Source organism: Frankia sp. CoBUL1, assembly GCF_978021245.1.
This window is the reverse complement of the sequence record NZ_CDXDOS010000036.1, coordinates 1-21,068: the sequence shown is the minus strand read 5'-3', so window position 1 is coordinate 21,068 and position 21,068 is coordinate 1. Positions and strand designations below refer to the sequence as shown.

Genomic DNA, 21,068 nt, shown 5'->3' with positions numbered 1-21,068 from the left:
CCGACTACAAACTCAAGATGCCACGCCGTTCCTACTTTGACGTCGTCCCTGGGGTCACGGGGTTCATCGAGAGCCCCCGTTTCTATCCGTATCTGTCCGGCCGGAGGAACCTGGAGCTGCTGGCCGGACTCGACGGCGGTGACGCCGACAGCCGGATCGACGGGGTCCTCGACCTGGTGGATCTTGCCGACCGGGCCGGGGACAAGGTCGGCGGCTACTCGTTCGGGATGCGTCAACGGCTCGGGTGGCCGCCTCGCTGCTGCGCGACCCGCGGCTGCTGGTGCTGGTGCTGGACGAGCCGGCCAACGGCCTGGACCCTGCCGGTATCCGCGACATGCGGGCCCTGGTCAAACGGCTCGCCGCGGGTGGGCTGACCGTGCTGCTCAGCAGCCACAACATGAACGAGGTCGAGGAGATCTGCGACAACGTCACGATCATGCGTACCGGCCGGGTGGTCTACCACGGCTCGATCGGCCAGCTGCGTGCCCAGGCGCCGGACCCGTCCCACCGGCTGGCGACCAGCGACGACGACCGGGCGCTGGAGCTGGCCGCCGACCATCCCGGCGTAGCCGTGTCGACTCATCCGGACGGCGGGCTGGCGCTGACCGCCCAGCCCGTGGCCGCGGACGCCTACATCATCGCCCTCGGCCGGGACGGTGTGGCCGTACGGACCCTCGGACTGGAGATCGCGCCACTGGAGTCGCTGTTCTTCATGTTCACCGAACCCGACCGGACCGCCGCCGCCGACCTGCCAACCCAGCAGCACGCCCGCCTCGGAGCGACCCGGTGACCACGACAAGCACAGCCTCCGCGACGACCACCACGCCCCCCGGCGACGGTCGGGGCACGTCCGGCCGGCCGCGGCCGGGTGACGAGCGCCTACCGGTGGGAGGTCACCAAGCTTGCCGCCCAGGCCCGCACCCGCGCGACGCTCGCCGTCTGCCTGCTCGCCCCGTTCGTGTTCGTCGTGCTGCTCGACCGCCAGGACCGTGTCCCGAAGGACACCCTGTACGGCCGGTGGTTACACGCCAGCGGCTTCGCGACCCCGCTGCTCATCCTCGGCTTCGCCGCCCAATGGGTGTTCCCGCTGCTGACCAGCCTGGTGGCCGGGGACATCTTCGCCAGCGAGGACCAGCACGGCACCTGGAAGACGATCCTGACCCGCTCGCACAGCCGCACCCAGATCTTCTGGGCCAAGACGTTGGCCGCGGCGACGTTCGCGGTCCTTGTCCTCGCCGTTCTGGCGGCCAGCTGCCTGGCCGCCGGCGTCCTGCTCGTCGGTCACCAGCCGCTGGAAAGCCTCTCGGGCACCCTGCTGCCGCCCGGCCGGACCGCCGGGCTGGTGCTGGCCGCGTGGGCGACCGTGCTGCTGCCGCTGCTCGGCTTCACCGCCCTCGGGATCATGCTGTCGGTGCTCACCCGCAGCAGCCCCGCCGGGATCGTCGGCCCGATCATCCTCGGGCTGCTCATGCAGCTCTACTCGTTCCTCAACGGCGCCGACGCGATCCGCCACCTGCTGCTGGTCACCCCGTTCGACGCCTGGCACGGCCTGCTGGCGGCGCACCCGTACTACGGGCCCCTGGGTCAGGGTGCGCTGGTCAGCGTCGGCTACATCGCGATCTGCCTGGCGGTCGCCTACACGGCGCTGCGTCGGCGCGACATCACCGGAGGCTGACCCCGATGCGACGACCTGCCCTCGTCCGACCTGCCCTCGTCCGACTGGCCCGGGCGACGTCCGCCGTCAGCGCCGCGACCGCCCTGGCCGGTTGTGCCACGGACGTCACCCGGCCCCGCGTCGAAAACTCCTTCGGTCCCGTCTTCGCCAACCTCTACACCCACCAGCAGGCCCTGCTCGGTCACCCCGGCCTTACCCCGGCCGCCGTCGCAGCCAAGGCCAGTTGCGACAAAGGCGGCCCCCAGGTACCGGACCGGGGCGCCGGCAGCGACTGGATCTGCCAGCTCCGCTGGACCGACAGCGCCGGAAAGCCCCAGAACGGCAAGTTCGAGCTCCAGGTCCGCTCCAACGGCTGTTACCAGGCCGGCGGCCCATCCAAGCTTGTCGGTCCGCTGACCATAAAGGCCACCACGGGCACCTATGTGATCAACCCGGTGTTCGAGTTCGACGGCTGCTTCGACACCACCTGAATCGCGGGGCGTGGGGAGGCACGGCCGGCACGGCCATCCCGGTGAGCGGGGCCGGCCGGCCCCGCGTCCCGCCCTCGGGCGCGAACCGATCAACCAGGAAAATAACCCTTGGACGTAACCTATGATATTCATGAAACTACTAGATAGGACTACTGGCGAGGTCAGGCGTGGCCCTGGGCCAACAGCATTGCGTTTAACCACCCGATTTCTATCTCCCAGCCACCCCTAGGAGTGGTGCAACCACCCTTCGCTGGCTGCAAAGTTGTGACCCACTTCACGCAACGATGCAGCGGAGGGCCGATGGGAATCCTGGTCAATATCGACAACGGTGGCACGTTCACCGATGTGTGCGTGACGGACGGTGAACGCATCGTGCATGCGAAGACGCCGACGACCCCGCACGATTTAACGCAGTGTTTCGTCGACGGGCTGCGGACAGTGTCCGACCGGCTGTATGGCGAGGAGGACACCGCTCGTCTGTTGCGCGAGACGGAGTACCTGCGCTATTCGACGACGTCGGGTACGAACGCCGTGGTCGAGCGGAAGGGCGCACCGGTCGCCCTGCTGGTCGACAGCGGTGCGGAGGAGGACGTCTACGGCATTGCGAACCTGGTCGACGCCTCGCTGTGGCAGGCGTTGGTGCCGCATTCTCCGGTCGGGATCGCGGTGGGCGCCGACGGGTCGGTGGGCCTGGCGGAGTTCACGACGGCAATCAACGAACTGTTGGCGACGAGCACCTCGCGGATCGTGATCGCGCTGCGGAGCGCGGCGGCGGAGCGGGTGATCAAGAATCTGTTGTTGGAGCGGTACCCGCGGCATCTGCTGGGCGCGGTTCCGTTCACCCTGTCGCATGAGCTTGTGCACGACGTCGACGACGCGCGGCGGGTGCTGACCGCGGTTCTGAACTCCTACCTGCACCCGGGGATGGAGCACTTCCTCTACGGCGCGGAGAAGGCGTGCCGGGAGAACGGGCTGGCTCGCCCGCTGCTGATCTTCCGGAATGACGGGGACTCGGCCCGGGTGGCCAAGACCACGGCGTTGAAGACGTGGGGTTCCGGGCCGCGGGGTGGGCTGGAGGGCAGCGTCGCCTACGCCTCGCTCTACGGCGCGGACGTGCTGGTCGGGGTGGACGTGGGTGGCACCACGACCGACGTGTCGGTCGTGGTGGACAAGGCCCTGACGGTGCACGCGCACGGCCGGGTCGATTCGGCGCAGACCTCGCTGCCGATTCCGGACCTGAGCAGTGTCGGGCTGGGTGGCAGTTCGGTGGTCCAGGTCGTCGACGGTCAGATTCAGATCGGTCCGCGCAGTGTGGGTGCCGCGCCCGGCCCGGCGTCTTTCGGCCGTGGTGGCACCGATGCGACGGTGACCGATGCCCTGCTGCTTGCCGGGGTGTTGGACCCGGACAACTATCTGGGTGGGGATCTGAAGTTGGACCCGGCCCGGGCGGAGCGGGCGTTGCTGACCCATGTCGGGGAGCCGCTGTCGTTGTCGGCGCAGGCCGCGGCACTCGCGGTGTTGCGGGTGTTCGAGGAGCAGGCGGGGGCCGCGGTCAAGGAGATGATCTCCGCGGCGGGTCGTGAGCCGGGTGAGGCCACGCTGCTGGCCTTCGGTGGCGCCGGTCCGGTGCTTGCCTCGGGGATCGCGCGGGCGGCAGGGATCGCGCGGGTGATCGTGCCGCATCTGTCGGCGGTGTTCAGCGTGTTCGGTATCGGTTTCAGCGGGTTGGCGCACGAGTACAGCGTGCCGATGCCGGGCGTCGACGTCGAGGTGAAGGCGGCCCGCGACGATCTGCTGGCCCGCGCGCGGCGTGACATGTTCGGTGAAGGCGTGTCCATCGACGAATGCACTGTCGAGACCCGCGGCCGATTCATCGTCGACGGCGTTTTGCGGGACGAGACGTGGACCGACGGGTCGTCTCCCGGGCAGGCCGATCAGCTGGTGGTGCGGGCCTGGTATCCGCTGCCGACCTTCGAGCTCGTGGCCGATGAACACAGCACGGTCCAGCCGGCGGCCGCGGACGGATCGCGTCGTATCCATTTCGCTGACGGTAACGAGCAGGAGATTGCGGTCTACCGTCCGGAGAACCTGGGGCCGGGGCAGGGGGCCGCGGGGCCGGCGCTGGTCGCGGGTGACTATCTGACCTGTCTGATCGAGCCCGGGTGGGGGTTCCGGGTGAGCAGCAACTCTGACCTGATCCTGGAGGCCCAGCAGTGAGCGAGCAGCAGTCCACCGTGAACATCACCGAGTATCTCGCGATTAATCTAGCGACCGAGCGATGGACCTGCCGGGTGTGCGGGCAGGACATCGCGAACGCCCGCGAGAACTACAAGACCGGGCTGCTGGTCCACAACCGTGACCCGCGGGAGATTCACCGGCCGATCCTGGACGAGAGCTACGAGTTCACCTACGCCCCCGACCCGGCCTGGTGCCGGATCGTCGAGTTCTACTGCCCGGGTTGCGGGACGCAGGTGGAGAACGAGTACCTGCCGCCTGGCCATCCGCTGACGCACGACCTCGAACTCGATATCGACGCGTTGAAGCGTCGCCACCTCAGCGCTGTGGAGGGCTAGGGACATGCGGCAGGTAAGCGTTGACATCGGTGGTACGTTCACCGACTGCTTTCTTGTCTACGACGACGCCTACATCGAGGCGAAGTCGCTGACCACGCATCACAACCTCGCCTCCGGGTTCATGGATGCCCTGGCAAAGGCCAGCGCCCAGGCGGACCTGGATGTGCAGACGGTGCTCTCGACCGTCGACGCGGTGCGTTACGCCACGACCCTCGGGACGAACGCGCTCATCGAACGCAGCGGTCCGGCGGTCGGCATCCTCACCACCGCCGGTTTCGAATCGACCGTGCCGCTGATGCGGGCCCGTGGCTACGGCGACGGGCTGACCGAGGCCCAGCAGTCCGACCTGCCCGCCGCGGACCGGCCGGTGTCGCTGGTGCCGGTGACCCGGATCGCCGGAGTGCAGGAACGCGTCGACTACGGCGGCACGGCGGTGCTGTCCATCGACGAGGACGACGTGCGCCGCCAGGTGCGCAAGCTGGTGGACGAGGGCGCGCAGGCGTTCGTGGTCGCGCTGGTCAACGCGGTGATCAACCCGGCCCACGAGAAGGAAGTCGAGCGGATCATCCTCGACGAGTACCCCACGCACATGCTGGGGTCGATCCCGATCGTGCTGTCGCACCGGGTGACCGGCCGCAAGGGTGAGTACGCCCGGACCATGTCGGCGGTCATCGACGCCTACCTGCACAGCCAGATGTACCACGGGCTGGCGTCGCTGGAGATCGAGCTGCGCCGCAACGGCTACACCAAGCCGATGCTGCTGGTGCACAACACCAGCGGCATGGCCCAGCTGAACTCGACCTCCTCGCTGCAGACCATCCACTCCGGACCGGTCGCCGGGTTGGAGGCCACCAACTACCTGTCGAAGACCTACCACCAGCCCAACGTCATCGCCACCGACATGGGCGGCACCAGCTTCGACATCGGCCTGGTCACCTCCGACGGGGTGAAGTTCTACGACTTCAACCCGGTCATCGACCGCTGGCTCGTCTCCACCCCGATGACCTACCTGCACACCCTCGGCGCCGGCGGTGGCTCCATCGCCCGCTACGACCGCCTGTGGGAGGCCATCGAGGTCGGCCCGGAAAGCGCCGGCTCCGACCCGGGCCCGGCCTGCTACGGCCGGGGTGGGCGGTTCCCGACCACCACGGACGCGAACCTGGTGCTGGGCTACCTCGACGCGGACAACTACGCCGGTGGCACGATCAAGCTCAGCCTGCGCCGGGCGCAGCGGGCCATCGAGGAGCACATCTGCAAGCCCACCGGACTGAGCCTGATCGAGGCGGCGAAGGCGATCAAGCGCAAGGTGGACAGCAACATGGCCAACGCGATCTTCAAGGAGGTCGCGGTTAAGGGCTATAACCCGAAGAACTTCGTCGCGCTTAGCTACGGCGGCGGTGGTCCGCTGCACGCCTGCGGATACGCCAACACGCTGGGCATCCAGAATGTGCTGATCCCGCCGTTCAGCTCGGTGTTCTCCGCGCTGGGCGCCGGCAATATGAACCAGCTGCACATTCACGAGTACTCGATGTACCTGATGGTCTACGACGCCACCACCCGCAAGATGTTGGACGACTTCCAGGTCTTCAACGACACGGTGACGGAACTCGCCGCGAAGGGCCGCGACGACCTCCTCCGCCAGGGCGCCGACCCCGCCAACATCCGCTCGCGGGTGGAGCTGGACATGCGCTACGGCAACCAGCTCGCCCAGATCGGGGTCGTGTTGCCGTTCGACCGGCTCACCTCACACCGCGACGTGATCGAGCTGCTGGACCTGTTCAGCAGCATCTACGCCAAGCGGTACGGCGAAGGCAGCCAGGCACCCGAGGCCGGTGTGCGCATCAACGTCATCCGCGTGGTCAGCTACGTCGAACGCGACAAGTTCGACCTGCAGCCCACCCAGGCCGAGCCGCGCCCCGCGTCGAACCCCGCCCGGTGGCGGGAATGCCACTACCCGGGCATCGACGGCGCGGTCAAGACTGCCGTCTACGACTTCGCCGACCTCGAAGAAGGCCACGTCATCGAGGGCCCCGCCCTGATCGAAACCCCGAGCACGACCTACCTCGCCGAACCCGGATGGCAGCTGACCATCGGCCGTACCGGCTCCGCGGTGCTCGTTCGGACCATCTGAGCGAGACGTGGGAAGCGAGGTTGGTAACCATGCCAGCCACCATGCAGGCACTGGCGTTTCTCGGCATCGGCAAGGCCGGCGTCATCGAGAAGCCCATACCGAAGCCGGGGCCAACTGACGCGATCGTACGGACAACATCGGCGCTTATCTGCACCTCCGATGTGCACACCGTCCGGGGCGCCATGCCCGTTCCCGAAGGCCGCGGTCTCGGGCACGAGGCGGTTGGTGTCGTCCACGACCTGGGCTCCGCGGTCACTGGATTCGAGGCCGGTGAGCGGGTAGCGGTCGGGGCGCTTACGCCGTGCTTTCACTGCGGCCCCTGCCAGCGGGGTTTCAGTACCCAGTGCCAGGGAATGCTCGGTGGGTACAAATTCACCACGCAACGCGATGGCAACATGGCGGAGTACTTTCTCGTCAACAATGCGGCCGCCAACCTCGCTCGCATTCCGGCCGACCTGCCCGACGAGAAAGCCGTCTACGCGACCGACATGCTCTCCACCGGGTTCGGTGGCGCGGAGAACGCGCAGCTGCGGCTCGGTGAGTCCGTCGCGATCTTCGCTCAGGGGCCGGTAGGGTTATCCGCCACCATCGGCTGCCGGCTGCTCGGTGCCGGACTGATCATCGCCGTGGAAGGACGGCCCGAACGGCAGGAGCTGGCACGTCGATTCGGCGCGGACGTGGTCGTCGACCCCGCCGCTGGTGATGTGGTGAACCAGATCCTCGATCTCACCGGCGGCGTCGGCGTGGACGGCGCGATCGAGGCGCTCGGTCATCCGCAGACCTTCGAGGACTGCATCCGGGTGACCAAACCCGGTGGCCGGATTTCGAACATCGGGTATCACGGTGAGAACCCGGCACCGCTGCAGATCCCGTTGGAACCGTTCGGCCTGGGTATGTCGGACAAGAAGATCCTGACGTCGCTCTGCCCAGGCGGAAGCGATCGGCTCGAGCGAATCTTCGCCCTCATGCGTTCCGGCCGGGTGGATCCCACGCCGATGACGACCCATGAGTTCGGGTTCGACGAGGTCGAACGTGCCTTCAGCATGATGGAAACCAAGGAGGACGGCGTCATCAAACCCCTCATCCGTTTCGCATAACCAGTAAAATCAGGAGGGCGTAAAACCAGGAGGGCTGGGCGCTGCCCGGCGGTTCCGCCGCGGCACGCCCGGCCCTCCGCCGCCCGTACCCGCAGCATGCCCGGCAGGCCGCCCGGTAGGCGGGCTGCCCGTTCAGGAGGTTTCATCCCGATGACCACCAGCACCGGTAGCGCCACCGTTTCCAGTCCCCCACAGCCATTACTGAACGAGAGCGAGACCTTACCCGCCTCGTTACCCGCTCCGCCGCCCCTCAGCCCGCTGCGCGGCAACCCGGCCGTGTTCGGCCTCCCCACCGTCATCGCCGGGGCTTTCGGCCTCGGGCTGGTCGACACCGGCTGGCTTCCGCCCGCCGCGGCCGGCGCCGTACTGCCGATCATCCTGACCTCCGCGGCCGTCGGTCTCCTGGTCGCCGCGATCTGGGCGGCGGCGCTCGGGCAGAACCCCCTGGCCAGCCTGTTCGCGGTGTTCTTCGGGTTCTACGGCAGCTACGCCGCGTTTGGCCTCGGCCTCGGCCACAACTGGTACAACATCCCCGCCACCCAGATCACCAGGACCACCGAGCTGTGGCTGATCAGCTGGCTGGTCACCCTCGTCCTGGTCACCGTGGCCACCCTGCGCCTGCCCAGCAGCTTCACCCTGCTGCTCGGGTTCGCGGACGGCGCGCTCCTGCTGCTACTGCTCGGTACCATCAACACCAGCACCGCCCTCACCCACGCTGGCGGCTACCTGGTGTTCGGCTTCACCGCGGTAGCGGCCTACCTCTACCTCGCCGTCATGTCCGCCGAGACCGGTCGGAAGGGTCTGCCGTTCGGCAAGCCGGTCATCTCCGGATAACATACTGCGATCCGATGGCCGTAGCTGGCCGGCTAACGCGTATTGATGGAAAGTTCTTGTACTGAGCCGAACGCGCCGTCAGGCTGATGGAAACTAGCAAAGTCGGCGTCATCAACCCCCTCGTCCGTTTCGCGTGGCCTGTGCCGGGCCTGGGAAGCCGCTCGCCCTCGCCCGCCAGGCACGTCTTACCAGAAGGTGTAGATTCATGAGCCAGCCCGACCACGCTGACGGCAAGTCGCTCGTCGAGAAGTTCCTCGAAGAAAACGTCCTGTTCCTCGGGCCCGACCCCGAGATCATGCAAAGCCACCATCTCGCCCCGGAGTCGCCCCGCGAAACGGAGGCGCTCGCGCGGTTCACCGATCCCGAGCAGATCAACCTGGTGCGGCACAAGCTGCAGACCGCGTGTAACGAGTCCTTCGACATGGTCGAGCAGATGGGCGCGGCGCCGGGCGCGAAGTGGGGCGACCTGATCTCCGGGGTGTGGACGGCCTCGGGTGACCTGGCCCTGTCCAGCATGGGTGGTGTGCTGCTGTTCTCGGTGCTCACGCAGCACCCGGTCAAGTTCATTGTCAAGTACTGGGTGGATGAGCCGACGGTCGGGGTCCGTGAGGGCGACATCTTCATGCACAATGACGCCCGCTACGGCAATGCCCACAACACCGATCAGAGCCTCCTCATCCCGGTCTTCCACGAGGGGCAGCTGATCTGCTTCGCCGGCGCGGTCGTGCATGAGGGTGAGAACGGAGCCACCGAACCCGGCGGTATGCCCTCGGCGGCGGAGTCCCCGTTCGACGAGGGATTGAAGATCCCGCCGCTCAAGGTGGGCGAGAACTACACGTTCCGCCGCGACATCATGACATTCCTGCAGAACTCGGTGCGCGAGCCGAAGCTGCAGCTGGAGGGCATGAAGGCCAAACTGTACGCGGCGATGCGGACAAGGGACCGGATCCACGACACCATCGCCGAGTACGGTGTCGACGCGGTCGTCGCCACGTTGCGGCGCACCCTGACCGACACCGCCGACGAGGTCCGCCGCCGGCTGAGGTCGTGGCCGGAGGGCACCGTGCGGCAGAACGTCTTCCCGGACGGGACGCTGCGGGAGAACTGCCTGGTCAAGATCAGGATGGCGATGACCAAGAAGGACGACGAGCTGATCCTGGATTTCCGTGGCTCGTCACCGGAGTTCCTGAACCGGTCCAACAACACGATCCTTTCGTCGATGAAGGGCATGCTGGCCCAGGAGTTCCTGACGTTCGTGTGGCCGGACCTGCCGCGGAACCAGGCGGTGTTCGAGCCGATGACTGTTCTCACCGACCCAGGGTCGGCGCTGAACTGTTCGCCGGAGGCGCCGAACGCGCAGTGCATGATGACGTTCTTCCCTTCCTTCACGGCGGCTCAGTTGGCGGTGCCGAAATTCCTCTACAGCGCGGGTGAACGTTCTACGGACATCGTTGCCGGCTGGTTCAACATGATCGTCACTTTCATCTACGGTGGCGTCACCCAGCACGGCGAGCTGGTGGGTAACGTGTGTGCCGACCTCAACGGCATGGGCGGGGCCGCGCGGTCCAACCGGGACGGCGAGCACGCGATCGCCCCGATCTTCGCGCCCATGGCCGACATCGGGGAGCAGGAACTCATCGAGGAAGAAGTCCCGATTCTCAAGATCGTGCCGAACAGGGTAATGCGGGACAACCAGGGCTTCGGAAAGTTCCGCGGCGGCCAGGGCTACCAGCAGATCGCCACCGTCAAGGACAGCGCCATGTGGGGCTTCATGGCGTGCAGCATCGGCTCGAAGTTCCCCAGCTCGCACGGCATCTTCGGCGGCTACGGCCCCGGCACCTACCCGCTGTGCAAGATCAAGAATGTCGATATCTTCAAGGTGATGGACAACCAGCGCGAACTGCTGCGCTACACCGTCGAGGAACTGATGAACGAGCGTCCGTTCCCGGACGCGACCTATTCGACGCATCACATGGGCATGCAGTTCGAGCTCGCCGAGCGCGGTGAGCTGTACATGCTCACCCAGGGCACCGGCGGTGGCTACGGGGACGTGCTCGAACGCGATCCCGAGCTGGTGGCTTCCGACTACCGCGACGGCCTGGTGTCCATGGACACCGTCCGCGACATCTACCACGTGGTGCTCAACCCCGACACCGCCGTGGTGGACGCCGAGGGGACCACGGCGGCCCGGGAGGCCGAGCGGGCGGCTCGGCTGCGGCGGGGCAAGCCGTATGCGGAGTTCGTCAAGGAGTGGGAGACCGAGACGCCTCCGGCCGACGTGCCGTTCTTCGGCTCCTGGGGCGACCCGCGGGTGCTGTTCCGCGGCACTCCGCAGGACACCTGCCCCGCGGACGCGATCGTGCCGGTGATGATGCCCGACCCGAAGGACGTGCGGATCGCGCAGCTGGAGGCCAAGCTGGCGGAGCTGCAGGACTGACGGTGCAGGGCTGACGGCGTGGGCCTGATGCTGCGGGACTGATGAGGACGGCGGGAGAACGATGAACGCTGTGGACGACTGGATCCACGCCAGGCGCGACACCCTGACCTGGCTGGACTGCGACCGGTACGTGTGGAGGGTCTTCGCCGGCGCCCCCGAGCGCTGGTATGACGACCTGGCCACGCTGGTCGCGGCGAGTGCACAGGCACACCGGTTACTGCGGTCCGATGTGTACGGTGCCAACGTTTCAGGTCCGTTCTCCCGCCACCTCGTCGGCGATAGCGAGGCCGCTGCCGTCTGTGCGGCGTTGGAGCTGCCGGCGCCGCGCCGCGTGCTGGCCGACACTCTCGACGCGCTGCTGCACCAGTTCGGCGATCGTGTCGACCTGGTGCTGGACTGCCCGTCACCGCGCAGGCTGCTCGCGTCCGGTGCGGAGATCGACTTCGACGCGCTCGACGACGTCGCGACCGGCTTGCTGGAGGTGATCCGCTCGGTGGCGGACCGGCCGGTCCGGGGGCTGCAGATCACCTGTGACACGGCGGGCGGGCCGGATGAGGACGAGACCGACGCCTGGTCCAGTCTGCTGGCCGCGGCCGGGCACTACGGCTGGATCACCGCGGTCCGACTGAACGGCGTGACCGACCCCGACCAGCTCGACCCCAAGCTGCCCGGCGACCTGCTGCTCCTGCCGCACCTGCCAGCCGGCGTCCTGCCCGATGATCGGCGCTACGGCGGGGGACTGCCAGCGGAGGTGTGGAGCGATACGAGCGAGGCCGCCCGGCTGCTCGACGCCGCCGCCAAGCGTGGGTTCCGGTTCGGGGAGATCCCCACCGAGGCCTCCCCGGAAATCGTGCTGACCAGGCTCACCGCCCTGGCCGCGGGCACGCATTGAAGGGATCCGCCGTGGACGACGTGGAGATCGTGGGCTGGGGTCATACCCCGTTTGGCCGTCTGCCCGAGGAGACTCTGGAGTCGCTGATCGTCGCCGCCGCGCGGGAGGCGATCGCGTCGGCGGGTCTGCGCCCGCGGGAGATCGACGAGATTGTTCTCGGTACCTACAACGCGGGGTTGCAGCCGTTGGCGTTTCCTTCCTCGCTGGTGCTGGAGGCCGATGACGATCTGTTGTTCACCCCGGCGACCCGGGTGGAGAACGCGTGTGCGAGCGGGTCGGCGGCGTTGCTGTGCGGGGTGCGGGCGATTCGGTCCGGGCAGGCGCGCCGGGTGCTGGTGGTCGGGGCGGAGAAGATGACCCACGCGCCGGCCGAGGCTGTCGGTGGGGCTTTGCTGGGTGCCGACTATGGGCATGCCGGCGAGTGCTCGCCTGCCGGGTTCGCGCGGTTGTTCGCCGATGTCGCCGAGGCCTACTTCACCAAGTATGGTGATCACAGTGATGCGTTGGCGCGGATCGCGGCGAAGAATCATCGTAACGGGGTGGTGAATCCGTACGCCCATCTGCGTTCCGATCTCGGCTTCGAGTTCTGTGGCACGGTCGGCCCGCGTAATCCGGTGGTCGCGGGCCCGCTGCGGCGTACGGACTGCTGTCCGGTCTCGGATGGTGCCGCCGCGGTGGTGCTGGCCGCGCCGGGTGGTGCGCCGCGTGCCCCGGCGGTGCGGATCCGTGCTCTGGCGCAGGCCAACGATTTCCTGCCGGCCGCGCGGCGTCATCCGCTGGCGTTCGCCGCCGCGCATGGGGCCTGGCAGGCGGCGTTGGGGCAGGCCCGGGCGCGGCTGTCCGACCTGCACCTGCTGGAGCTGCACGACTGTTTCACCATCGCGGAGTTGCTGGAGTACGAGGTCGTCGGGTTGTGCCCGCCGGGCGGCGGGGGGCAGGTCGTCGCCGACAGGGTCGTGGACCGGGACGGCACGCTGCCGGTCAACCCCTCCGGGGGGTTGAAGGCCAAGGGTCATCCGGTTGGTGCCACCGGGGTGTCCCAGCATGTGATGGCGGTCCTGCAGCTCACCGGCAACGCCGGGGCGATGCAGATCCCCGGGGCCACCGTCGCCGGGGTGTTCAACATGGGTGGCCTGGCGGTCGCCAACTATGCGAGTGTCCTGGAGCGTGTGCGATGAGTGATCTCACCGGGAAAAGTGACCTGACCCTGAAGGCGGTGTTCGTCGACGCGTTGGACCGGTTCGGCGCGCGTCCCGCCCTGCACTATCAGGGGCGGACCTACGGGTACGGCGAGATCGTGGCCGCGGCGAACCAGCTCGCGCACCGGCTGCGTGCGGCGGGGGTGGGGCCGGGGGTGTCGGTGGCGTTGATGATGTCCAACCGGCCCGAGTACATCGTCGCGGATCAGGCGATCCTGCGGTGTGGCGCGGTCAAGGTGGCGCTCAACGACATGCTGTCGGCCAGCGAGATCGACTACATTCTGCGGGACAGTGAGGCCCGGGTCGTCCTCGCCGATGCGGGGATGCTCCCGGCGGCGCTGCACTCCGCGCCGCCCCTGTTGGAGACGGTCATCGCCGTCGTCGACCCGAACGACTGCCCGGGCGGGGTGGTGGCGTGGCGCGACGCGCTGGCCGGGCAGCCGACCACCGTGCCGGAGGTCGACCCGACACCCACCGACCCGGGGTTGATCGTCTATACCGGGGGTACGACCGGTCTGCCCAAAGGGGTGATGCACACCCAGCGGAATCTCGCGCTCAATCTGTTCTCGCACGTGATGGAGATGGGGCTGCTCGACGACGAGGTGCTGCTGTTGATGTCGCCGCTGCCGCACAGCGCGGGTTTCCTGCTGCAGGCCGGGATGCTCAAGGGGGCCCGGCACTTCCTGGAGACCAGGTTCGACCCGGAGCTGGTGCTTGAGCGGATCACCGCCGACCGGGTAACCTTCACGTTCATGGTGCCTACCATGATCTACCGGGTGCTTGACCGGGCGGCGGGCCGCGCGTTGGACCTCAGCTCGCTGCGGACCATCCTGTACGGTGCCGCGCCGATCACCCGGGAGCGGCTGGAGCAGGGCCTGGAGGTGCTCGGCCCGGTGTTCATGCAGCTGTACGGGCAGTCGGAGGCGCCGAACTTCATCACCCGTCTTCGCCGTGAGGATCATCGTCTTGATCCTGACGGGGAGCATCGGCTGGCCAGCTGTGGTCAGCCGGTCGTCATGGCCACGGTCAGGGTGGTCGACGAGGCTGGCCGGGAGCTGCCCCGCGGTCAGGTCGGGGAGATCGTCGCCGCCACGCCGTACACGATGGTGGGGTATCGGGGCCGGCCCGAGCAGACCGCCAAGGCGCTGCGGGACGGGTGGTTGCATACTGGGGATATCGGGCGGATGGATGCCGAGGGGTACGTCTATCTGCTGGACCGCAAGAACGATATGATCATCACCGGTGGGATGAACGTGTACAGCACGGAGGTGGAGAACGCGGCGGCGGCCTGTCCTGGGGTTGGGCAGGTCGCGGTCGTCGGGGTGCCGCATCCGGACTGGGGTGAGGCGGTCGTGGCGTTCGTCGTGCCCGACGATACCGGTGCGTTCGACGAGGCCAAGCTGCTGGCGCACTGTCGGGTCGAGCTTGCCCGGTACAAGCAGCCCAAGGCCGTGCGGGTCGTCGAGGCCCTGCCGACCACCGTGTATGGCAAGCTGGACAAGAAGGCGCTGCGGGCCGGCTGGCCCGGTTGGTGACGCCCAAAGTGTTGCGGCCTGGGCGGCCAGTGCGAAAATCAGCCCGAGGGCATGTGAGTATCGTCACGAACGCGTGGCAGGGGAGCCGGGCGGGGAGCCCTCGGAAGCGAGGCGAGCTGGATGGACACCAAGGCACGTCCCACGCTGGCCGTGTCCACGAAGTTTCAGGCACCCACCTATGACACCCAGCTGGTCGGCCGGGACCGGCTTCTCGACGTGTTGCGAGATGGCCGGGCCCGGCGGCTGGCTTTGATCCACGCGCCGGCCGGGTTCGGGAAGACCACGCTGGCGGTGCAGTGGCAGCGGGTGCTGCGCGCCGAGGGGGTGCCGGTGGCGTGGCTGAGCCTTGACCGGGACGACAACGACGCGGTGTGGTTCCTCAGCCATCTCATCGAAGCGGTGCGCCGGGTCGAACCGACCCTGGGCGGTGACCTGGTCGAGGTGCTGGAGGGGCATTCCGACGACGCGCAGCGGTATGTGCTCACCGAGCTGGTCAACCAGCTTGCCGAGCATCGGCGGCCGTTGGCGATCGTGCTCGACGACTGGCATCTCATCGACGCCCCGCAGGCTGTTGCCGCGTTGGAGTTCCTGCTGGAAGCGGGTCCGGCCAACCTGCATCTGATCGTCACCAGCCGGACCCGGTCGCCGGCCGTGGGCCGGTTGAAGGTGCGTAACCAGGTGACGGAGATCGACGCCACGCAGCTGCGGTTCGACCATCGGGAGTCCGCGGCCTTCCTGCTTGAGCTCAACGAGTTGGATCTCGACAGCACGGACGTGCATCGGCTGTGGTCGAGTACCGATGGCTGGGTCGCTGCGTTGCAGCTGGCGACCCTGTCGCTGCGTGACAGCGCCGACCCGTCGGCGTTGATCCGCGGTTTCTCCGGGCGGCATCACTCCCTGGGTGACTATCTCGCCGAGAACGTGTTCGATGCGCTGCCCGCGGATCTGCTCGACTTCCTGCTCACGACTTCCGTCTGTGATCGGCTCTGCGGTGATCTGGCGGCGGCGGTGAGTGGGCAGCGGCGGGGGCAGGCGCTGTTGGAGGAGTTGGAACGGCGGGACTTGTTCCTGCGGCCGCTCGACGACAATCGGGAGTGGTTTCGCTACCACCATCTGTTCGTGGGTTACCTGCGCCGCCGCCTGGAGCGTGATCATGCGGATCGGGTGGTGACCCTGCACCGGACCGCGTCGGTCTGGTTCGCTGATCATGGTCTGCTCGGTGAGGCGGTCACCCATGCCCTGGCCGCCGGTAACGAGGCCGGGGCGGTGGACCTGGTGGAGCGGCAGGCCATGCACCTGGTGGAGCACAGCCGGATGGCTGTCCTGCTCAGCCTGGTCAACAAGCTGCCGTCGGCGCTGCTGCCCGGCCGGCCGCGGCTGCAGATCGCGATCGCCTGGGCCAACTGTCTGCTGCAACGGGCGCAGCCCGCGCAGGTCGCGCTCGACCACGTGCGTGCGGCCCTGGCACCCGACGACACCAGCGACACCGGTAAGGACATCCTCGGCGAGGCCGATGTCGTCCAGGCCTGCATCGACGTCTATGGTGACCGGATCGACCGTGCCGCTGACCTGGTCGCTCCCTACATTGTGAAGAATTCCGGCTACCGGCGGTGGCTGGTCGCGGTGTCGTCCAACATCCGGACCTTCGTCGACATCCACACCTTCGCCTACGACACCGCGCAGGCGCGGCAGCGGTGGGCCAACGCCTTCCACGACACCACCCGCGGGCCTTTCGCCGGCGTGTACGGGCGCTGCTTCGCCGGACTCGCGGCGTTCGCCCAGCTTGACCTGGTGACCGCCGAACGCCTGTACCGGGAAGCCGTGGCCCTCGCCCGTGAAGCCGCCGGGCCGCGCTCGCACGCCGCCCGGCTGGCCGGCGCGCTGCTGGGCCGGCTGTACTACGAGCGGGGCGACATCGACGCCGCCGAGCGGCTGCTGGAGGAGTGCCACGAGCTCGGTGCCGAAAGCGGCGTCGCCGATCTCATGATCGCCACCTACTCCACGCTGGCCCGCATCAAGACCCTGCGCGGTGAGATCGAGGACGTCTGGCACCTGCTCGACGAGGGCAGCGAGGCGGCGAGCCAGCTCGTTCTGCCTCGGTTGTCGGCCGCCGTCGATCACGAACGCCTGCGGCTGCACCTGGCCCGTGGGGACCTCGGGCGCGCCCAGAACGTGCTCGCCCGCCAAGGCGACGACGTCGCCCGCGGCGGCGACGGCATCGCCATGGCCACCCGCCACTACCAGCTCGCGATGCGCGCGCGGGTCATGGCCGCCCAGGCCGACTACGACGGTGCCCTGCGGCTGCTGTCCCAGATGCACCAGGAGAGCAGCTCTGTGGCCTGGCGGTACGCCGAAACGGCCACGCGTATCGACCTCGCGGTGGTGCACTCGCTGACCGGCGACACCGACGCCGCGCTGCGCACCCTCGTGCCCGCCGTCGTCGCCGGGGCCCGCTGCGGTCTGGTGCGCACCGTTACCGACGCCGGCCCGGAACTCCTGAAGATCATTGGCGAGCTGCGGGACGCGAGCCGGTGCCGCCGGTGGCCGGTGGAGTTGCCCACAGTGCCCTCCGACTACCTGTCCAAGCTGCTCGCCACGGCCCACGCGGACGCGGAACGGGCGGCGATCCCCATCATCGATCGCCCGGCCGAGCGGAACCCCGCTCCCGAAGAGCCGCTCAACGCCCGCGAGATCGACATCCTCCGTCTGCTGGACCGCGGACTGTCGAACAAGGAAATCGCGCGTAACCTCGGTCTGACCATCAACACCGTCAAGTGGTACCTCAAGAGCATCTACACCAAGCTCGGGGTCGCTCGGCGCGGGGAATCGGTCTCGGAGGCCCGCCGGCGCCGGATCCTGGCCTGAATGCCCTGGTGGCCCTGAACGCCCTGGTAGCGGGTGCCGATTCCACGACGGGGAGGACAGCGATGCCTGACACCCGGCTCAGCGAGGAGCAGGAAGCCCTGCGCAAGGCCGTGGAGGCGTTCGCCCGCGAGGTGGTCGCCCCCGCGGCGGCGCGGCACGACGAGGAGAAGACGTTCCCGTACGAGGTCGTCGCACAGATGGCCGACATGGGCCTGTTCGGTCTGCCGTTCCCGGCGGAGTACGGTGGGCAGGGCGCCGACTTCTTCGCCCTCTGCCTGGCCATCGAGGAGCTGGCCCGGGTCGACTCAGCGGTGGCGATCACGCTGGAGGCCGGGGTTGGCCTCGGCGCGATGCCGATCTACCGGTTCGGTACGCCGGCGCAGCGGGAGGAGTGGCTGCCGTCGCTCGCCAGCGGGCGGGCGTTGGCCGCGTTCGGGCTGACCGAACCAGACGCGGGCAGCGACGCTGGCGGCACCCGCACCACCGCCCGGCTCGACGGCGGCGACTGGATTATCAACGGCTCGAAGGCCTTCATCACCAACTCGGGTACCGACATCACCCGGCTCGTCACCGTCACCGCTGTCACGGGGCGGACCCCGGCCGGACACAAGGAGATCTCGTCCGTCCTGGTGCCGGTGCCCACTCCCGGCTTCACCGCCGGTCCGGCCTATTCGAAGGTCGGCTGGCATGCCTCCGACACCCATCCGCTGACCTTCGACGACGTGCGGGTGCCCGCGGAGAATCTGCTCGGTGCGCGCGGCCGCGGCTTTGCGAACTTCCTGCAGATCCTGGACGAGGGCCGGATCGCGATTTCCGCGCTGGCCGTCGGGCTGGCGCAGGCCTGCGTGGACGAGAGCGTGAAATACGCGAAGCAGCGGGAGGCATTCGGCGCGCCGATCGGCCGCAACCAGGCAATCGCCTTCAAGATTGCCGAGATGGAGGCGCGGGCGTACGTGGCCCGCGCCGCCTACTACGACGCGGCCTCCCGGATGCTTGCCGGCCTGCCCGTCAGGAAGGAGGCGGCGATGGCGAAGCTGTTCTCCTCGGAGGCGGCGGTGACGAATGCCCGCGAGGCCACGCAGATCCATGGCGGCTACGGGTTCATGAACGAATACCCGGTCGCCCGGCACTGGCGGGACGCCAAGATCCTGGAGATCGGCGAGGGCACCAGCGAGGTCCAGAAGATGCTGATCGCGCGCGAACTGGGTCTGTAGGTCACGAGGCTCGCGAGAACACCGCCGGCATCCCGCGAAAGATCATCAGCGGGTGGCGGTCGGCCCGGGTGCCGGGCGCCGCGCTCCCGCGGCGAGCAGGGCGGCCAGGCCGAGCCGGTGCAGCAGGTCCGCCAGCTGTGGCCGACTCATCGTCACCGCGCTGTAGGGGGTGGAGTTCAACAGGCCGAAGGTGGCGTGGACGGCGGCGCGGGCGGTGCCCTCGGCGAGTTCGGGGCTGCGGGCGCACAGCTGGGCGACCCAGAGCTCGACGTAGCCGCGTTGCAGCCGGCGCACGGTGCGCGCGTCGGCCGGGTTCATACTGGTCAGGTCGCGATCCTGAATGCGGATCAGTTCGGGTGAGTCGAGAGCGAAGGAGACGTGCCAGCGCACGAGCGCGTCCAGCGTGCCGTCCGGACTGGGCGTGCCGTCCGGACTGGGCGCCGCGGCCGCGCAACGGGTGCCCTCGGCGAGCAGGCGTTTACTGATGCCGATCAGCAGTTCGCCGAGGATCGCCTGCTTACTCGGGAAATGCTTGTACAACGCCGGCCCGGAGACGCCCGCGGCCCGGCCAATGTCGTTGATGCTCACCCCGTGGTACCCGCGCTCGGCCATCAACCGGGCCGCGGCGGCGAGGATACGCTCCCGGCGCGATCCTGCTGGCGGCGGTTCTTCGAGGCTGAAGGACACGGTCGGCACATTACCGCCTTCCGGGACAGCCGGTGCCCACCTGGTTAATACTGGCTAACCCAGGTTTTCAGTCGTTCGGCCCGGTGCGCGCCGGTCCACGCGGGGCCGCGGCCCGGCGCTCCACCGGCGCGAACAGGACGATCAACGGTGCCAGGAAGAGCGCGGGCAGGATCACCCACAGCGGTCGCCCGGCCCACCAGGTCGCGGTCGGTTCGTCGGGCATCGGCAGCCCGACCGCCCGCATCGTGACCATCGCGAGTAGCAGGGCCGTCATGTGCCACAGGAACACGGTCATGATCACGGAGTTGCCCGTGACGACCGCCGTCCACGGCCGGCGCCGGGCCAGCATCCGGTTCAGGGCGGGTGCGGCGAGCAGGATCAGACCGAGCTGGAAGACGGCGAGCACGGCGATCGCAGCGGTCGTCGGGAACATGTTGCCGCGCCTGGCTCCCTCGGTGGCGACCATCGATCGCGGATATTCGTCGAGCGTCGTCACCATGGCCAGCCCCGCCAGCCCGCAGAGCGCCGTCAGCAGCGCCCGCCGCGGCCCGCGCAGGACGCCGTCCCGCCAGAAATACCCGAGCTGGTGGGCGAAAACCCAGACGAGACCGGTGTTGACATAGCCGAACACCGTGCTGCCGGTGCCGAACCGCGCCAGGTCGACGAGCGCCACGACCGCGCCCAACAGCAGGATGAACCGGCGGCCGAACCGCCGATGGACCGCCGCGGTCACCGGCACGACCAGGATGACCCCCAGGTACGCCGCGAGAAACCACAGCGGCACCAGCACGGCCCGTCCATAGCGCAGCAGACCCGGGTAGTCGGGGACCGCGAGCAGCAGGACGGCGTCGACCGCCGCCCAGACGACGGCGAACACCGCCATCGGGGGCAGCAGGCGGCGCAGCCGCCCCCGCAGGAAGCGCCGCGCCCGCGGGCCCCAGGGACACGCGGGATCATCGCACGGGGACCCCGTGGCGCGACCGGCCGCGTCCCAGGCCGCCAGGTGGGCGAAGCCGCCGATGACGAAGAACACCGGCATCACCTGGAGCAGCCAGGTCGCGAGCCAGGCGAACGGTATCCGCGCGATCGGATTGGGCATCACGAGAACGCCCCCGCGAAAGTGGTCGATGGACAGGGCCCAGTGCCACAGCACCACGACACAGACGCTCGCCAGGCGCAGGAAGTCGACGTCGCGCGCCCGGGACGGCGGGGTGGAGTCGACGAGCCGGCCCACGGACCGCTCCACGGACCGGCCCATGGAGCGCAGCCCGCCCCACGGTGACCACACACCGCCAGGCTGCCAGACGCGGCGCCCCGGCGATTGCCGGGACGGACCCGGCACCCGAAACTGCCGTGAAACCGCGATGAACCCGGCGGGCCGCACGCTCACCCCATGGCAGCAGACCTTCTCGGGCAGCCGGACCAACGGTCTAGGAGGTCGCCCGCGGGGGTGCCGGCG

The 21,068-nt window shown here is 68.6% G+C and carries 16 protein-coding genes and 1 pseudogene; 15 read left to right on the top strand and 2 right to left on the bottom strand.

What is annotated here, in order from left to right; genetic code table 11:
* From AC08OX_RS05405 to AC08OX_RS05335, 15 genes and pseudogenes are all read left to right on the top strand, one after another.
* Window positions 1–374 (top strand): annotated as a pseudogene (locus tag AC08OX_RS05405) (hypothetical protein); the annotation flags it as partial.
* Window positions 281–790, top strand: a complete 510-nt coding sequence (locus AC08OX_RS05400; protein WP_476606804.1) for an ATP-binding cassette domain-containing protein — start codon at window positions 281–283, stop codon at window positions 788–790. The pseudogene AC08OX_RS05405 and the gene AC08OX_RS05400, both read left to right, overlap by 94 nt.
* Before the next feature lie 78 nt (window positions 791–868).
* The gene (locus tag AC08OX_RS05395; protein ID WP_476606803.1) at window positions 869–1,675 is read left to right on the top strand and encodes an ABC transporter permease; all 807 of its coding nucleotides are present in this window, start codon (window positions 869–871) and stop codon (window positions 1,673–1,675) included.
* Between the two features lie 5 nt (window positions 1,676–1,680).
* Window positions 1,681–2,145, top strand: a complete 465-nt coding sequence (locus tag AC08OX_RS05390; RefSeq protein ID WP_476606802.1) for a hypothetical protein — start codon at window positions 1,681–1,683, stop codon at window positions 2,143–2,145.
* A gap of 300 nt (window positions 2,146–2,445) precedes the next feature.
* The gene (locus AC08OX_RS05385; protein WP_476606801.1) at window positions 2,446–4,362 is read left to right on the top strand and encodes a hydantoinase/oxoprolinase family protein; all 1,917 of its coding nucleotides are present in this window, start codon (window positions 2,446–2,448) and stop codon (window positions 4,360–4,362) included.
* Window positions 4,359–4,718, top strand: coding sequence for an acetone carboxylase subunit gamma (locus AC08OX_RS05380; RefSeq protein WP_476606800.1), 360 nt, complete (start codon window positions 4,359–4,361; stop codon window positions 4,716–4,718). The genes AC08OX_RS05385 and AC08OX_RS05380 overlap by 4 nt, the downstream gene beginning before the upstream one ends.
* Window positions 4,719–4,722: 4 nt before the next feature.
* Complete coding sequence (locus AC08OX_RS05375) at window positions 4,723–6,849, top strand: hydantoinase/oxoprolinase family protein (protein ID WP_476606799.1); 2,127 nt, start codon at window positions 4,723–4,725, stop codon at window positions 6,847–6,849.
* A gap of 29 nt (window positions 6,850–6,878) precedes the next feature.
* On the top strand, window positions 6,879–7,946 hold the full coding sequence (locus AC08OX_RS05370; protein WP_476606798.1) for an NAD(P)-dependent alcohol dehydrogenase: 1,068 nt from the start codon (window positions 6,879–6,881) through the stop codon (window positions 7,944–7,946).
* A gap of 150 nt (window positions 7,947–8,096) precedes the next feature.
* Complete coding sequence (locus tag AC08OX_RS05365; RefSeq protein WP_476606797.1) at window positions 8,097–8,780, top strand: GPR1/FUN34/YaaH family transporter; 684 nt, start codon at window positions 8,097–8,099, stop codon at window positions 8,778–8,780.
* 205 nt (window positions 8,781–8,985) lie between these two features.
* Window positions 8,986–11,217, top strand: coding sequence for a hydantoinase B/oxoprolinase family protein (locus AC08OX_RS05360; RefSeq protein ID WP_476606796.1), 2,232 nt, complete (start codon window positions 8,986–8,988; stop codon window positions 11,215–11,217).
* 61 nt (window positions 11,218–11,278) lie between these two features.
* Complete coding sequence (locus tag AC08OX_RS05355) at window positions 11,279–12,109, top strand: hypothetical protein (RefSeq protein WP_476606795.1); 831 nt, start codon at window positions 11,279–11,281, stop codon at window positions 12,107–12,109.
* 11 nt (window positions 12,110–12,120) lie between these two features.
* The gene (locus tag AC08OX_RS05350) at window positions 12,121–13,287 is read left to right on the top strand and encodes an acetyl-CoA acetyltransferase (protein ID WP_476606794.1); all 1,167 of its coding nucleotides are present in this window, start codon (window positions 12,121–12,123) and stop codon (window positions 13,285–13,287) included.
* Window positions 13,284–14,843, top strand: a complete 1,560-nt coding sequence (locus AC08OX_RS05345; RefSeq protein ID WP_476606793.1) for a class I adenylate-forming enzyme family protein — start codon at window positions 13,284–13,286, stop codon at window positions 14,841–14,843. Before AC08OX_RS05350 ends, AC08OX_RS05345 begins: the two co-directional genes overlap by 4 nt.
* Window positions 14,844–14,963: 120 nt before the next feature.
* A complete protein-coding gene (locus tag AC08OX_RS05340) occupies window positions 14,964–17,708 on the top strand; it encodes a winged helix-turn-helix domain-containing protein (RefSeq protein ID WP_476606792.1) in 2,745 nt (914 codons plus the stop codon).
* A 62-nt stretch (window positions 17,709–17,770) separates the two neighbouring features.
* Window positions 17,771–18,922, top strand: coding sequence for an acyl-CoA dehydrogenase family protein (locus tag AC08OX_RS05335; protein WP_476606791.1), 1,152 nt, complete (start codon window positions 17,771–17,773; stop codon window positions 18,920–18,922).
* 45 nt (window positions 18,923–18,967) lie between these two features.
* On the opposite strand, the gene AC08OX_RS05330 is transcribed toward AC08OX_RS05335, so the two are convergent.
* A complete protein-coding gene (locus tag AC08OX_RS05330; protein ID WP_476606790.1) occupies window positions 18,968–19,618 on the bottom strand; it encodes a TetR/AcrR family transcriptional regulator in 651 nt (216 codons plus the stop codon).
* Between the two features lie 58 nt (window positions 19,619–19,676).
* Window positions 19,677–20,843: an acyltransferase family protein gene (locus AC08OX_RS05325; protein WP_476606789.1), complete on the bottom strand. Its 1,167-nt coding sequence runs from the start codon at window positions 20,841–20,843 to the stop codon at window positions 19,677–19,679.
* Window positions 20,844–21,068: the final 225 nt, after the last annotated feature.

Excerpts from the sequence above, each read along its gene's own strand:
- AC08OX_RS05390 (WP_476606802.1), top strand. The coding sequence starts at position 1,681 with ATGCGACGACCTGCCCTCGTCCGACCTGCCCTCGTCCGACTGGCCCGG.
- AC08OX_RS05385 (WP_476606801.1), top strand. The coding sequence starts at position 2,446 with ATGGGAATCCTGGTCAATATCGACAACGGTGGCACGTTCACCGATGTG.
- AC08OX_RS05375 (WP_476606799.1), top strand. The coding sequence starts at position 4,723 with ATGCGGCAGGTAAGCGTTGACATCGGTGGTACGTTCACCGACTGCTTT.
- AC08OX_RS05370 (WP_476606798.1), top strand. The coding sequence starts at position 6,879 with ATGCCAGCCACCATGCAGGCACTGGCGTTTCTCGGCATCGGCAAGGCC.
- AC08OX_RS05365 (WP_476606797.1), top strand. The coding sequence starts at position 8,097 with ATGACCACCAGCACCGGTAGCGCCACCGTTTCCAGTCCCCCACAGCCA.
- AC08OX_RS05360 (WP_476606796.1), top strand. The coding sequence starts at position 8,986 with ATGAGCCAGCCCGACCACGCTGACGGCAAGTCGCTCGTCGAGAAGTTC.
- AC08OX_RS05355 (WP_476606795.1), top strand. The coding sequence starts at position 11,279 with ATGAACGCTGTGGACGACTGGATCCACGCCAGGCGCGACACCCTGACC.
- AC08OX_RS05345 (WP_476606793.1), top strand. The coding sequence starts at position 13,284 with ATGAGTGATCTCACCGGGAAAAGTGACCTGACCCTGAAGGCGGTGTTC.
- AC08OX_RS05340 (WP_476606792.1), top strand. The coding sequence starts at position 14,964 with ATGGACACCAAGGCACGTCCCACGCTGGCCGTGTCCACGAAGTTTCAG.
- AC08OX_RS05335 (WP_476606791.1), top strand. The coding sequence starts at position 17,771 with ATGCCTGACACCCGGCTCAGCGAGGAGCAGGAAGCCCTGCGCAAGGCC.